The organism is Pseudomonas sp. KU43P, assembly GCF_033095865.1.
Lineage (GTDB): Bacteria > Pseudomonadota > Gammaproteobacteria > Pseudomonadales > Pseudomonadaceae > Aquipseudomonas.
Window position 1 is genome coordinate 4,906,199 of sequence record NZ_AP019365.1, and the last position, 13,084, is coordinate 4,919,282.

14 protein-coding genes are annotated in these 13,084 nt (G+C 59.0%); 8 read left to right on the forward strand and 6 right to left on the reverse strand.

Annotation, left to right across the window (positions count from 1 at the left end; all coding sequences use genetic code 11):
- Positions 1-17: 17 nt before the first annotated feature.
- Together rpsI and rplM are read right to left on the reverse strand one after the other, a co-directional pair.
- Positions 18-410: a 30S ribosomal protein S9 gene (gene rpsI, locus KU43P_RS22435; protein WP_003260797.1), complete on the reverse strand. Its 393-nt coding sequence runs from the start codon at positions 408-410 to the stop codon at positions 18-20.
- A gap of 14 nt (positions 411-424) precedes the next feature.
- A complete protein-coding gene (gene rplM / locus KU43P_RS22440) occupies positions 425-853 on the reverse strand; it encodes a 50S ribosomal protein L13 (protein ID WP_008097538.1) in 429 nt (142 codons plus the stop codon).
- 258 nt (positions 854-1,111) lie between these two features.
- Here rplM and KU43P_RS22445 point away from each other — a divergent pair, with 258 nt between their 5' ends.
- Both KU43P_RS22445 and KU43P_RS22450 read left to right on the forward strand, forming a co-directional pair.
- Positions 1,112-2,152 carry an NADP(H)-dependent aldo-keto reductase gene (locus KU43P_RS22445; RefSeq protein WP_317659685.1) on the forward strand — a complete coding sequence of 347 codons (1,041 nt, stop codon included), beginning with the start codon at positions 1,112-1,114 and terminating at the stop codon, positions 2,150-2,152.
- A gap of 179 nt (positions 2,153-2,331) precedes the next feature.
- Positions 2,332-3,252: a GlxA family transcriptional regulator gene (locus tag KU43P_RS22450; RefSeq protein WP_317663899.1), complete on the forward strand. Its 921-nt coding sequence runs from the start codon at positions 2,332-2,334 to the stop codon at positions 3,250-3,252.
- A 129-nt stretch (positions 3,253-3,381) separates the two neighbouring features.
- Here KU43P_RS22450 and zapE read toward each other — a convergent pair whose 3' ends face one another.
- The 3 genes from zapE to KU43P_RS22465 all read right to left on the reverse strand — a co-directional run bounded on the left by zapE (position 3,382) and on the right by KU43P_RS22465 (position 6,643).
- Positions 3,382-4,476 (reverse strand): cell division protein ZapE, encoded by a 1,095-nt coding sequence (gene zapE, locus KU43P_RS22455; protein WP_317659687.1) that lies wholly within the window; start codon positions 4,474-4,476, stop codon positions 3,382-3,384.
- A 156-nt stretch (positions 4,477-4,632) separates the two neighbouring features.
- Complete coding sequence (locus tag KU43P_RS22460) at positions 4,633-5,982, reverse strand: tryptophan--tRNA ligase (protein ID WP_317659688.1); 1,350 nt, start codon at positions 5,980-5,982, stop codon at positions 4,633-4,635.
- 25 nt (positions 5,983-6,007) lie between these two features.
- On the reverse strand, positions 6,008-6,643 hold the full coding sequence (locus KU43P_RS22465; protein ID WP_317659690.1) for an alpha/beta hydrolase: 636 nt from the start codon (positions 6,641-6,643) through the stop codon (positions 6,008-6,010).
- 135 nt (positions 6,644-6,778) lie between these two features.
- Here KU43P_RS22465 and KU43P_RS22470 point away from each other — a divergent pair, with 135 nt between their 5' ends.
- A complete protein-coding gene (locus tag KU43P_RS22470; protein ID WP_317659691.1) occupies positions 6,779-7,216 on the forward strand; it encodes a YhcB family protein in 438 nt (145 codons plus the stop codon).
- A gap of 150 nt (positions 7,217-7,366) precedes the next feature.
- Here KU43P_RS22470 and KU43P_RS22475 read toward each other — a convergent pair whose 3' ends face one another.
- Positions 7,367-8,566 carry a methionine gamma-lyase gene (locus tag KU43P_RS22475; RefSeq protein WP_317659693.1) on the reverse strand — a complete coding sequence of 400 codons (1,200 nt, stop codon included), beginning with the start codon at positions 8,564-8,566 and terminating at the stop codon, positions 7,367-7,369.
- Positions 8,567-8,693: 127 nt separating this feature from the next.
- On the opposite strand from KU43P_RS22475, the gene KU43P_RS22480 reads away from it, so the two are divergent.
- The 5 genes from KU43P_RS22480 to KU43P_RS22500 all read left to right on the forward strand — a co-directional run bounded on the left by KU43P_RS22480 (position 8,694) and on the right by KU43P_RS22500 (position 12,973).
- The gene (locus tag KU43P_RS22480) at positions 8,694-9,173 is read left to right on the forward strand and encodes an Lrp/AsnC family transcriptional regulator (RefSeq protein WP_317659694.1); all 480 of its coding nucleotides are present in this window, start codon (positions 8,694-8,696) and stop codon (positions 9,171-9,173) included.
- A gap of 113 nt (positions 9,174-9,286) precedes the next feature.
- Positions 9,287-11,695, forward strand: a complete 2,409-nt coding sequence (locus KU43P_RS22485; protein ID WP_317659696.1) for an S-type pyocin domain-containing protein — start codon at positions 9,287-9,289, stop codon at positions 11,693-11,695.
- Positions 11,692-11,955: a bacteriocin immunity protein gene (locus KU43P_RS22490; protein ID WP_317659697.1), complete on the forward strand. Its 264-nt coding sequence runs from the start codon at positions 11,692-11,694 to the stop codon at positions 11,953-11,955. The genes KU43P_RS22485 and KU43P_RS22490 overlap by 4 nt, the downstream gene beginning before the upstream one ends.
- Positions 11,956-12,392: 437 nt before the next feature.
- Positions 12,393-12,713, forward strand: a complete 321-nt coding sequence (locus KU43P_RS22495) for an S-type pyocin (RefSeq protein WP_317659698.1) — start codon at positions 12,393-12,395, stop codon at positions 12,711-12,713.
- Positions 12,710-12,973, forward strand: a complete 264-nt coding sequence (locus KU43P_RS22500) for a bacteriocin immunity protein (RefSeq protein ID WP_317659699.1) — start codon at positions 12,710-12,712, stop codon at positions 12,971-12,973. Before KU43P_RS22495 ends, KU43P_RS22500 begins: the two co-directional genes overlap by 4 nt.
- Positions 12,974-13,084: the final 111 nt, after the last annotated feature.

Here is a 13,084-nt window from a genome sequence, read left to right on the forward strand (position 1 = left end):
CGACTGCCGAAGCGGTATTAACGCTTGGAGTACTGAGGACGCTTACGCGCTTTACGCAGACCCACTTTCTTACGCTCGACTTCACGAGCGTCGCGGGTGACGTAGCCAGCACGACGCAGAGCGCCACGCAGGGTTTCGTCGTATTCCATCAGAGCGCGGGTGATACCGTGACGGATCGCACCGGCTTGACCGCTGACACCACCACCGGAAACGGTGACGTAGATGTCGAACTTTTCAACGGTCTCGGTCAGTTCCAGCGGCTGGCGAACAACCATGCGAGCGGTTTCGCGACCGAAGAACACGTCCAGAGAACGGTTGTTGATGGAGATGTTACCAGTACCCGGACGCAGGAAAACGCGAGCGGTTGCGGTCTTGCGACGGCCAGTGCCGTAATTTTGAGTCGCCGACATAATGAACTATCCCGTTAGATCTTCAGTTCTTGAGGCTGCTGAGCAGTGTGTGGGTGAGCAGCACCCGCGTACACTTTCAGCTTGCGGTACATGTCGCGACCCAGCGGGTTCTTCGGCAGCATGCCTTTGACCGCGGTTTCGATAACACGCTCAGGGGCTTTGGCGATCAACTTCTCGAAGTTGATTTCCTTGATGCCGCCTGGGAAGCCGGAGTGGGAGTAGTACATCTTGTCGGAAGACTTGGCACCAGTTACACGGATCTGCTCGGCGTTGATGACGACGATGTAGTCGCCGGTGTCAACGTGAGGGGTGTATTCTGGTTTGTGTTTGCCACGCAGACGGCTAGCGATTTCGGTAGCCAGACGACCCAGGGTCTGGCCAGCGGCGTCGACTACGAACCACTCGCGCTTTACTGTTTCCGGTTTAGCAGTAAAAGTTTTCATTCTCTAAAGCCTCAGAGGCCGCCCAGCGAAAAATAGACGGCGAATCTTACTGGATAGTGCACACCTTGCCAAGGGCAAGCGCGCAGCCGAACACAGGCGCTATTGGGGGCTCGGGTCGGGCACGCCAATGTTCGACGGGGTTCATCCTGCGTGGTGGTGCATCACTTCCTCCACACGGAGAGGGGCCGAATTATCCAGATTGCGCGAAAAATTTCAACCTGCTTTTATGGGTGTCTTTGCCCAAGGAGTGCTTTCCCGATGGAATACCGCAAGCTCGGCCGTACCGACCTGGACGTCAGCGTCCTTTGCCTGGGCACCATGACCTGGGGCGAACAGAACGATGAAGCCGAGGCCTTCGCCCAGATCGCCATGGCCAAGGCCAGCGGCATCAACTTCATCGACACCGCCGAGATGTACCCGGTGCCACCGCGCCCCGAGACCTATGCCGCCACCGAGCGCATCATCGGCAACTGGTTCCGCCAGCAGGGCGACCGCGATGACTGGATTCTCGCCAGCAAGGTCGCCGGGCCCGGCAACGGCATCAGCCACATCCGTGACGGCCAGCTCAAGCACAACCGAGCACACATCGTTGCTGCGCTGGACGAGAGCCTCAAGCGCCTGCACACCGACCGCATCGACCTGTACCAGTTGCACTGGCCGGAGCGCAGCACCAACTTCTTCGGCAAGCTGGGCTACCAGCACCTGGCCAATGACCTGTTCACACCGCTGGAAGAAACCCTCGAGGTGCTCGATGAACAGGTGCGCGCAGGCAAGATTCGCCATATAGGCCTGTCCAACGAAACGCCGTGGGGCACCATGAGGTTTTTGCAGTTGGCGGAAAGCCGCGGCTGGCCGCGGGCAGTGTCGATCCAGAACCCGTACAACCTGCTCAACCGTAGCTTCGAAGTGGGCTTGGCCGAAGTGGCGATACGCGAGCAGTGCGGTTTGCTGGCCTATTCACCGCTGGCCTTCGGCATGCTCTCGGGCAAGTACGAAAATGGCGCCCGGCCTGAAAAAGGCCGCCTGACCCTGTTCAGCCGTTTTGCCCGCTACTCCAACCCTCAGACCGTGGCGGCCTGCAGCCGCTATATGCAACTGGCCCAGGCCCATGGCCTGGACCCGGCGCAGATGGCTCTGGCCTTCGTCACGCGCCAGCCGTTCGTAACCAGCACCATCATTGGCGCGACCGACCTGATACAGCTGGAGAGCAACCTCAAGAGCCTGCAGCTACACCTGGGCGATGAGCTGCTGGCGGCGATCGAAGCGATTCATCAGGAGCAACCGAACCCGGCGCCTTGAGCCACGCGCGCGCGCCGTGCGGGAGCGGGGTAGACACAATCGCCAAAAAATAAGACGATCCAGCCGGTGATTGACCACTCTACCCTATAAGAACAATGACAATGATGTTTACCCAACCCTCGGCGTCGCTGCGGCGCGTCAGCATCCTGGCCATTGACAAGGTGTTTGCTTCAACCCTGATGCAGGCCAAGGATTTCTTCCACCTCGCCAGCCTGCGCTACAGCAAACAGCTGGGGCTGGGCCTTCAGCCCATGTTCGACATCAGCCTGGTGAGCCCGGACGGCCAGCCGGTGGACAGTTTCAGCAACGTGCAACTGCCGGTAGACGGCGGCCTCGACGATGCCGACGTGATCATCCTCCCGGCCTTCTGGGAGGACTTCGACATCCTCTTGCGACGCTACCCCCAGATACTGCCATGGTTGCGCCAGCAGCATGCCCGTGGCGCGGTGCTGTGCGCCGAAGCGAGCGGGGTATTCTGGCTGGCTGAAGCTGGCTTGCTGGACGGCAAGGAGGCGACCACGTACTGGCGTTTCTTCGCCAGTTTCGCCGAGCGCTTCCCTAAGATCCGGCTGAACCAGGACAAGCACCTGACCGATGCCGACAACTTGTATTGCGCGGGCGGCACCACCTCGGCCTGCGATCTGTACATCTACCTGATCGAGCGCTTCTGCGGGGCCAATGTGGCCCGTGCCGTGGCCCGCGACATCCTCTACGAAGTGCAGCGCAACTACACCCCCGGGCGCATGGGCTTTGGCGGGCAAAAACTGCACCAGGACCTGATCATCCTGCAGATCCAGCACTGGCTGGAAGAGCACTTCGCCGACAAGTTCCGCTTTGAAGATGTGGCCCGCAACCACGGCATGAGCATCCGCAACTTCATGCGCCGTTTCCAGGGCGCCACGGGTGACAAGCCGTTGCACTACCTGCAGCGGCTGCGGATCGAGACGGCCAAAGGGCTACTGTCGAGCACGCGCAAGAGCATCAAGACCATCAGCTATGAAGTGGGCTATGACGATGCCAGCTTCTTTGCGCGGTTGTTCCGCCAGCACACGGAGTTGTCGCCGAACCAGTATCGGCAGCAGTTCATGCAGGAAGCTTGAAGCGCCTGGGGCTGCCCTGCAGCCCATCGCCGGCAAGCCGGCTCCCACAGGGTTCGTGTCAGCTTATAGCGCCGCCAATCCTGTGGGAGCCGGCTTGCCGGCGATGGGCCGCAAAGCGACCCCAATGGTTTACGGCTTGTGCGCGCGCGAAAGGAATTCGTGCGACTGCATCTCCAGCAACCGGCTCAGGGTCCGCTGGAACTCGAAGCTCAGCCGCCCGCCGGTATACAGATCCTTCAGCTCTACCTCAGCCGAAATGATCAGCTTGACGTTACGGTCGTAGAACTCGTCCACCATGTTGATGAAGCGACGGGCGATGTCATCGGTGGTGACACCCATCTGCTCGACGTTGCTCAGCAACACGGCATGGAAAATCTTGCCCAGTTCGATGTAGTCGTTCTGGCTGCGCGGCCCGTCGCACAGGGCACGGAAGTCGAACCAGGCGACGTCGTCACAGGTGCGCAGGGCATTGATCGGCCGGTTCTCGATCATCAGCACATCATTCTCGACGGCCTGGGTGCACTCAGGTGTCAGCGCCTTGAAGCTCGCACGCATGCTCTGGTGCGCGGCGTCGTTGAGCGGGAAGTGGAACAGTTCGGCCTGCTCCAGGTGGCGCAGGCGGTAGTCGACGCCGCTGTCGACGTTCACCACATCGGTGTACTGCTTGATCATGGCGATGGCCGGCAGGAAGCGCGCACGCTGCAGGCCGTCCTTGTACAGCCCGTCTGGAACGATGTTGGAGGTCGCCACCAGCGAAACGCCGTTCTTGAACAGCTCTTCCATCAGGGTGCCAAGGATCATGGCATCGGTGATGTCGGAAACGAAGAACTCGTCGAAGCAGATGACCTTGGCCTCTTCGCTGAAACGCTTGGCGATGATGGTCAGCGGGTTCTTCTCGCCCTTGAGGGTCTTCATCTCCTCGTGGACGCGCTTCATGAAGCGGTGGAAGTGCGTACGCATCTTCTGCTTGAACGGCAGTGCCTCGAAGAACGTATCGACCAGGTAGGTCTTGCCGCGCCCTACCCCACCCCAGAAGTACAGGCCCTTGACCGGCGTCTGCTCCTTCTTGCCGAACAGTTTGCCGAACACGCCCGGCTTGTTGTTCTGCGCAGCGATCAGGTCGTCGTACAGACGCTGCAGGTGACGCACTGCAGTTTCCTGCGCCGCGTCATGGAAGAAGTCGGGACGTTTCAGATCTGCTTGATATCGTTCTAGGGGCGTCATGATTTCGTTAGCGAGGCAACAAAAAACGGGCCGTCACTGTAGCGACAGGCCCGCTTAATGGCAATGCGACTTGCGTCAATATGCCTCATTCGAGGCAGTAATCCGCTGCATGGCACCGGTTTCAAGGGGGTTCGCGGGGCATGCCCGCTCCCACACTCAGTCCTGTTGTGGCGCAAGCGCCTCACGCAGGCTCACGATCGCCGCATCACGGGCTTCGGCGCCCTCGAACTGCGGCCCTTCGGCAACCTGCTCGCCGGCCAGCCACAGGCTGAAGCCCAGGCCTTCGACGCGCACATCGGCTTCACCACCCTGCTGCAACTGCTTGCTCACGGCACCGGCGCTCTTGCCATCGGCGAAGCTGCGCGACAGCAGCAACTGCTCGCCATCGGCGGCCAGCAGGCGGAAGCGGAAGCTGCCATCCTCGTCACGGAAGCTGACGAAGCGCGCACTCTTGGCGGCCTTCTTCTTCACCTCGGTGCCGGCCTGCACGCTGCTGCGGAACGAACGCAGGCCAACGGCTTCGCGCAGCTGCTCGAGGAACGGCGTGGCGATCTTGCGTGCTTTCGCGGCACCAGCCAGGAGAATGTCTTCCAGGTCTGCCGGGCGCGAAATCAGCTGGTGGTAGTGCTCGCGTTTTTCCGCCAGCTGGCCGTCCAGCAACTGGAACAGGCGCTGCTTGGCTTCACCCCAACCCAGGCCCTGCAGCAGCTCTTCGCGGAACTCGGCGCATTGGGCTGGCGTGGAGAAGGCCTGGAACAGAGTGAACAGGTGAGCGTTGTCCGGGTCCTTGGCTTCGCCCGGGGCGCGCGAGTCGGTGACGATGCGCGAGATGGCGTCCTTCATGTCCTTGGCGCTGGTGAACAGCGGGATGGTGTTGTCGTAGCTCTTGGACATCTTGCGACCGTCCAGGCCCGGCAGGGTCGCCACACTCTCCTCGATCACCGCCTCCGGCAGGGCGAAGAACTCCTTGCCCTGGCCGAACAGGTGGTTGAAGCGCTGGCCGATGTCGCGGGCCATTTCCACGTGCTGGATCTGGTCACGGCCGACCGGCACCTTGTTGGCGTTGAACATCAGGATGTCTGCGGCCATCAGCACCGGGTAGCTGTACAGGCCCATGGTCACGCCGGCATCCGGGTCTTCGCCGTTTTCCAAGTTCTTGTCCACCGAGGCCTTGTAGGCGTGGGCGCGGTTGAGCAGGCCCTTGGCGGCGACGCAGGTCAGCAGCCAGGTAAGCTCGGGGATTTCGGGTATGTCGGACTGGCGGTAGAAGGTCACCTTTTCCGGGTCGAGGCCACCAGCCAGCCAAGTGGCGGCGATTTCCAGACGCGAGCGCTGGATGCGCAGCGGGTCATCGCACTTGATCAGGGCGTGGTAGTCGGCCAGGAAGTAGAACGAGTCGACACCGGGCTGCTGGCTGGCAGTGATCGCCGGGCGGATGGCGCCCGCGTAATTGCCCAGGTGCGGGGTGCCGGTGGTGGTGATACCAGTGAGAATGCGCGTGGTCATGGGTGTTCGCTTATTCAGGCTTGGCTCAATTCGAAAGGCGCGGCAGCAGCAGATCCTTCAGATCGGTCAGCTTGCCATGGAAGAAGTGTCCGCATTCTGCCACTTTCAGCAGCTCATGGGGGCGCGACAGGCTGTCGGACCAATCGTAAACGAGCTGCGGCGCCACCACTTCGTCGGCGTCAGGCTGCACCACCGTGATCGGGCAACGCTGCGGCAGCGGGAATTCGGCGGTCAGGCGCATCACCGCCGGAGCGATCATGAACAGGTGCTGCAGCGTCACACCGGCAGTTTCCAGGCGCCCGGCCAGGCTGGTGGCAACGAAACCACCGAACGAGAAGCCCATCAGCACCAGCGGCAAGTGCGGGTGTTGCTCACGCAGCCAGGCGGCGGCGGCTTCGGCATCGGCCACTTCGCCCGCGCCCATGTCGTGGCTGCCAGCGCTCTGGCCGACGCCGCGGTAGTTGAAACGCAAGGTTACATAGCCGGCATCACGCGCAGTGCGCTGTAGGGTCGAGACCACCTTGTTGAGCATGGTGCCGCCCTGAACCGGATTCGGGTGGCAGATCAGCACCGCACCGCGGGCATCGGCCACGTCCAGGTACAAGGCTTCCAGCTGGCCCTCAGGGCCATCGATGAACAAGGGGGTTTCGCGGACAAGCAAGGCACTACTCCGTGACCTCGAAGGGGGTCGACTCGTCTAGGTGTGGAATTCTGTTCTGATTTGCGATCGCTCGCGGTATACAGCGCAGGTCTGAGCCGTTAACGTAAAGCAAAGCCGTTTATAGAGGAAGGACTCGTGGAACTCTCGCTCCTTGTTTGGTTGTTGCCAACCCTGGCCCTGGTCATTGGCGTCGCCATCGGCTTCGTCGTGGCGCGCCTGCTGCCCAATGCAGCACCCAGCAGCACCCAGCGTCAGCTGGATGACATTCAAAAGCGCTTCGACAGTTACCAGAACGAAGTGGTCACCCATTTCAACAGCACCGCCGTGCTGGTCAAGAAACTGACCCAGAGCTATCAGGATGTGCAGGATCACCTGGCCGAAGGCGCCAACAGCCTGGCCCTGGACGAAGTGACCCGTCAGCGCCTGCTGGCGGCCCTGCACTCCGAAGCGGCCCAAGGCCCACGCGACCGCTTGACCCCGCCACGCGACACCGCCGAAGTACCGCGCGATTACGCGCCGAAGTCGCCGAACTCGCCGGGCATGCTCGATGAGAGCTACGGGCTCAAGCGTTGATTCGCTGAAATGAACAAGGCCTCGAAAGAGGCCTTTTTCTTGTGTGTAATTCACCGTCCACATCGCCGGCAAGCCGGCTCCCACAAGGGGGGAGCGAAGCTGTATACATGTGGGAGCCGGCTTGCCGGCGATAGGGCCAACGCAGACAAATCAGCTACAAGCCTTCAGCGCCTGCTCGACATCCGCCAGCAGATCCTCCACGTCCTCCAAGCCTACCGACAACCGCACCAACCCCTCCGAAATCCCATGATGCGCACGCTCTTCAGGTGTGTAGCTCGAATGGGTCATGCTCGCCGGATGCTGCGCCAGCGACTCGGCATCCCCCAGGCTCACCGCCCGGGCGAAGAGCTGCAACGCATTCATGAATCGCCGACCGGCCTCGATACCGCCCTTAAGCTCGAAAGCGATCATCCCGCCCGGCAGACGCATCTGCCGCCGGGCCAATTCGTACTGGCCGAACGTTGGCAGCCCCGGATAGTGAATCAGCTCGACCTGCGGCTGACATGCCAGGAACTCCGCGACCTGCTGGGCATTGGCACAATGGCGGTCCATGCGCAGCGCCACGGTCTTGATACCCCGCATCAACAGCGAAGCATCGTGCGGCGACAACACAGCGCCGGTCAGGTCCTTGAGGCCTTCCAGACGAATCCGGTCGATCAACGCCTGGCGCCCGATCACCAGCCCGGCGGTGAGGTCGCCATGGCCGCTGAGGTACTTGGTGGCCGAATGCACCACCAGGTCGGCGCCAAGTTCCAGCGGCCGTTGCAGATACGGGGTGCAGTAGGTGTTGTCGACCACGATGTGGATGTCATGGCCACGCGTTGCTTCAGCCACGGCCGTAATATCGACCAGCTGCATGTTGGGGTTGGCCGGCGTTTCGAAGTAGATCATCCGCGTCTTGCGGGTGATCGCCGCCTTGAGCGCCTTGCTGTCGTTCAGGTCGACGTGGCGGATCTTCACCCCGAACTCGCCGATGCCATGGTGCAAAAAGGCGAAGGTGCAGCCGTACAGGGTGGTACCGACGATCAACTCGTCACCGGGCCGAAGCAAGGTCCACAACGTCGACGTGATGGCCCCCATGCCCGACGCCAGGGCCAGCCCAGCCTCACCGCCTTCCAGGGACGCCATGCGCTGTTCCAGCAGCGCCAGTGTCGGGTTGGAAATGCGGCTGTAGAAATGCCCGCACTCCTCACCCGCAAAACACGCTGCGCCATATTCAACCGTCGGGAAGGCATAGGTCGCGGTCTGGTACACCGGCGGCACCAAGGCCCCACCGTGGGAAAGCGGATCGTAGCCATGATGGATGGCACGCGTGGAGAAACCGTTGTTGTTGTTATGGGAGTCGCGCATGGCAACAGCCTCTGGTGGTTTGTTATAAGCTTATGCCACCGAGCCGCCTGATATTTTCCAAAATCGCCCCCACAATTGGCCATGTTTTGGAACAAAAACAATAAATATCCAACCAGGAGGGCAAATCATGCCTGCAAGCTTAGACCGCACCGACCGCGCCCTGCTCGCCGCCCTGCAGGACAACGCCCGCCTAACTGTCTCCGAACTCGCCGACCAAGTTGCACTGACCACTTCGCCTTGCTGGCGACGGGTCAAGTTGCTGGAAGACAACGGCTATATCACCGGCTACCAGGCGATTCTTTCGCCCAAGTCGCTGGGGTTCGGGGTGACTGCGTTCGTCAGCATCATGATGGACTCGCATACCAAGGATATGGCCTTGGCGTTCGAGCAACGGCTGATGGAGATTCCCGAGATCGTGAGTTGCCATAACATCTCCGGGCGGTACGATTTCCTGCTGGAAATTCTGGCGCGGGACTTGGAATCGTTCGGGGAGTTTACGCGGGAAGTGCTGCAGCGGTTGCCGGGGGTGAAGGAGATTTACTCAAGCTTTTCCTACAAGGCGGTTAAGGAAAAGCGCGTGATCCCTGTGTCGGAAACGCATATCTGAATCAGATCTTTCAAGTTCGTAGGAGCTGTCTTACCGATTGACAGGCTGCGCCTGACATACGGGAAAAATTGCCTGGAGCACGCTTGCCATGTAGCGACCAGGAGGATGACTACATGGCTCAAAAGCAAACTGTATATCTGGAACGCACGCAGGTTCAGGCCCCGGTTTTTCTCGAAGCCACATGGGTCAGCCCCAACGAACCTGACAGGACACCGCTTACACCTGTAGCTGGCGGTGGTGGGCCCGGCTACGGCGGATGGGGCCTGGATGCAGGGCGACCACGAGGTACCGGAGGGCCGAGCCGATTTGCGCCCGAAAAAGGCTGGCGTACGGTTTTTGGAGAAGAACATAACGGCACTCATAGCCATTACAAAAACCAATATGCACACGTGCTTCAAGAACTCCCGGCACAAATCGAAGCTGAACTCGCGGCGATTGAACAACAGGCGAGCGCAGCAGCAAGTAGCCCTTCTCAGCTTGCTGTACTACAGCAACAACTGACCACCGAGAATCTGCAACGAAAGCGTGCCGACTACCTGCAAACCTTGCCAACGGCAACCGGGTTCTACGGTGCGGTTCCCTTCTATAAGCGATATGACTCCTTTGCCACCCGACTGAGTGATGAGGGGGCTTACCCACTCGTTGGCACAGCCGAAGAATGGGGACAGCGGGTTTGGGGAACATTCGATGCATCGGTCGATGCTGCCTATAAGTTGCACATAGCCGCGCAAAAATATCAGGCATTGGCGAGCATGCTGCCAGGGTTGGCCCATCAAGTAGACAAGGCTGAACTTGAGCAACTCACCATTGACCTGAGGAGCGCGATTGAACGCAGAGTCAAACAGATTCAACTGGAGCAGCAGACTTGCTTCAACTGCCTGCCCAACTTCCTACAGCATCAGCTAATTCAGGCAGCCCCACTCCAGGAGACTGACACCCTCACCCAGCAACTGTCGGCCTATGCGAATGCCACCCATGCACTCATAGCGACAAAACAGGCCGAAGTACCGGCTTTCAGCGAGTCCAACCCGGAGATTGTTGGGCCGCTGTCCAAGCCGCAAACCGAGGCTCTGCAGCATCTGGTGAATGAGCAGGCAACACGCCGAGCTGGACCGCTCTGGGCGGACTATCACCGCGCACTTGCCCTGACCGAGTCCATCCGCTACCTGCAAGGGTTCAGTGCTGCAATGGATAACCTGGCGCAGCGAGCCGTTGAAGTCGAACGGCTGCAAGCGCGGTATGCGGCGGAACTGGCAGCCGCTCAGGAAGCTGCACGGCAACAGGCCGAGGCTGAGCGATTGGCTGCAGAAGAAGCCGCTCGGCTACAAGCTGAGGCCGAGCGATTGGCTGCAGAAGAAGTCGCACGGCTACAAGCTGAGGCCGAGCGGCTGGCTGCAGAGGCTGAACGTCAGCGACTTGAATCAGAACGTCAGGGCATCAGCTACATCACCGATGTCCGAATTTCCTCTTCAGTACCGGCCATCACGCCGATAGGTGCTGCCACATTCGCGATTGCCGAGAGCGCTTCCGCTGCTCTACTGGAAGAGATCACTGCCGCCACAAGTCGAATGGCCACAGCAGCAATTGCCACCATCCCCCAGTTGGCCGTTGCGATCCTGACGGCAGCTTGGCCATCAACACTTGGCAACGCGGAACGCCGCTATCTGATCAGCACGCCACTTTCCAGCCTTTCGCCACCCGGAGGACCTGACCTTGTAGCCCTGGCCACGTCTTCCACTAGCGTCGACGTGCCGTACTTGCTTGCGGGCAGTGAAGACGAGAACGAACTGGAGTTGTACGTATTACCTGGTGGAAAGCCGATAGCTGTCCGCGCGACCACATTCGACAGCGAGCGACAGGTCTACAGCCTTGCACTGGACAACCCCCAACGGATCCTGACATGGACACCAGCAAGCGCTCCGGGGGCAGAAGTAGGTAGCTCCACTAGCCTGCCACCCGCTCCACCGGCCACAGTCGTTTACACCGGCAGCAGCCTTACCCCTGTAAACACTGAGTCCGAAAGCTACCCTGCTCTGGATCTGCTGGATCAAGAACGGCTAATTATCACTTTCCCGATCGACTCGGGATTGCCGCCTATTCTGGTGGTGTTCAAAAGCCCGCGTTATGAGCCCGGAGTTGTCAGCGGGATTGGCGCACCTTTGGCCGGTGTATGGCTTGGTGAAGAGACACGCAACGCTGGTGCCCTAATACCTCAGCACATCGCCGACTTGCTTCAAGGAAAGGAGTACCGAGATTTTGACGCGTTCAGGATAGACTTCTGGAGAGCAGTGGCGAATGACCCTGAGCTGTCAAAACAATTCGCCAAGCAAAATCTCATTCGTATGCGTGAAAAAGGAAATGCGCCAAGTGTACGAGAGTCTGACGCTTATAGCCTGCACAAGAGTTTTATCCTGCACCATGTAATCCCAATCAGTGAGGGTGGCGCTGTATATGACATCGATAACTTGAGAATCGTCACTCCGTCAGCACATCAGAAAATTCACTATGGAGACAAACTATGATAATGAAGAACAATTACAGCGATTACACTGAGTCCGAATTCATCGAATTCCTACAAGAAATTTACCGTGCTAACGCCGAAGAACCAGATGAAATTCTTGCGCCTCTTCTCAGTCATTTTTCCACTGTGACGGAGCATCCTAGCGGAACAGACCTGATCTATTGGCCAGAAAGCGACGATCAAGGTGAGCTTGAAGCAGTATTGAGCATTGTCAAAAAGTGGCGTGCTGCCAATGGAAGGCCTGGATTCAAAGTCCCCTGAAATACAAACCCTAATACAGCGGGGTTTCCCCGAACTGACGACATGAAACAATTGACTGCAATGATTGTGCTCTTACTATCTGGATGCAGTGGCGAGATGCCTATACTTCTTCCTGATCGACAGAACATTAAATTCAAATGTGACATGGATCCATATAAGCAGGGATGCGAAAGACAGATGGATTATCAACAACATTTTCGATGGATCAAGAAGCCAGCAACCTAACCTGATACAGAAAAGTACAGACTTAAAGCTAACCGAGGATTAAGCCCCGCTTCAGCGGGGTGACCGGCTGGTTACACGAGACCAATGTCATCAAGGAAAATTCCTACTAGCCAGTAGAAAAAGCCTCACTTCCACATCGGCACTGAGAATTTTTTCATTCCAATCGACCAAAGCGATGATCTAAGTACCCCCCCTCATGAGAGTACGCTGACATGGCTGCCCACCTCCCAGACCACATTGCAAGGAAAATGGCCAAGCAGACCTTCGATAATTTCGACGACTTCTCCCAAGCCTTCTGGATGGCAATCGCCGAAGACCCTGTCTACTCGCAGCAATTCATCGGTTCCCAACTCAACCGCATCAAGAAAGGCTGGCCACTGCGCGCCCCATTCGCAGAAACCGCAAGAGGCCTTCGCTCTTACCAAATCTGCCACCTCGACCCACCTGAACTCGGTGGCGCCACGTACGAAGCGGACAACCTGAGGATGATGAGCGCCCTGCAGTACGCACTGTCATCGGAGGTGACCTGGTGATCAGCAAAAAGCGCAGCCTGGCTGACTACACCTACGCCGAATTCAATGCCGTCGTGGAAGAATTGCTAAAAGCCGCTGGCACCTCGGCCTGGCAGGATCGCTTGCTGGAGCACTTCATTGAAATGGCCGAGCACCCGGATGGATCGGACCTGATCTATTACCCGAGGAAACCGCAGGAAGGCTGCGCGGAGCACGTGATCGCACGTATCATGGCCTGGCGAAAATCGAAGGGAATGCCCCTGTTCAAGGATGAGCGATGAAAAAATCTCTATGGGTGTTGGCACTGCTTCTATCCGGCTGCGTTGATGGCAAATTCTTTCTTTTGCCTAACCAACAAGATCTGAAATTCGGCTGTGACATGGACCCTTATA

Excerpts from the sequence above, each read along its gene's own strand:
- rplM (WP_008097538.1), bottom strand. The coding sequence starts at position 853 with ATGAAAACTTTTACTGCTAAACCGGAAACAGTAAAGCGCGAGTGGTTC.
- KU43P_RS22480 (WP_317659694.1), top strand. The coding sequence starts at position 8,694 with ATGCCTGCAAGCTTAGACCGCACCGACCGCGCCCTGCTCGCCGCCCTG.
- KU43P_RS22450 (WP_317663899.1), top strand. The coding sequence starts at position 2,332 with ATGCAGGCCAAGGATTTCTTCCACCTCGCCAGCCTGCGCTACAGCAAA.
- zapE (WP_317659687.1), bottom strand. The coding sequence starts at position 4,476 with ATGACGCCCCTAGAACGATATCAAGCAGATCTGAAACGTCCCGACTTC.
- KU43P_RS22445 (WP_317659685.1), top strand. The coding sequence starts at position 1,112 with ATGGAATACCGCAAGCTCGGCCGTACCGACCTGGACGTCAGCGTCCTT.
- KU43P_RS22485 (WP_317659696.1), top strand. The coding sequence starts at position 9,287 with ATGGCTCAAAAGCAAACTGTATATCTGGAACGCACGCAGGTTCAGGCC.
- KU43P_RS22490 (WP_317659697.1), top strand. The coding sequence starts at position 11,692 with ATGATAATGAAGAACAATTACAGCGATTACACTGAGTCCGAATTCATC.
- rpsI (WP_003260797.1), bottom strand. The coding sequence starts at position 410 with ATGTCGGCGACTCAAAATTACGGCACTGGCCGTCGCAAGACCGCAACC.
- KU43P_RS22475 (WP_317659693.1), bottom strand. The coding sequence starts at position 8,566 with ATGCGCGACTCCCATAACAACAACAACGGTTTCTCCACGCGTGCCATC.
- KU43P_RS22495 (WP_317659698.1), top strand. The coding sequence starts at position 12,393 with ATGGCTGCCCACCTCCCAGACCACATTGCAAGGAAAATGGCCAAGCAG.
- KU43P_RS22460 (WP_317659688.1), bottom strand. The coding sequence starts at position 5,982 with ATGACCACGCGCATTCTCACTGGTATCACCACCACCGGCACCCCGCAC.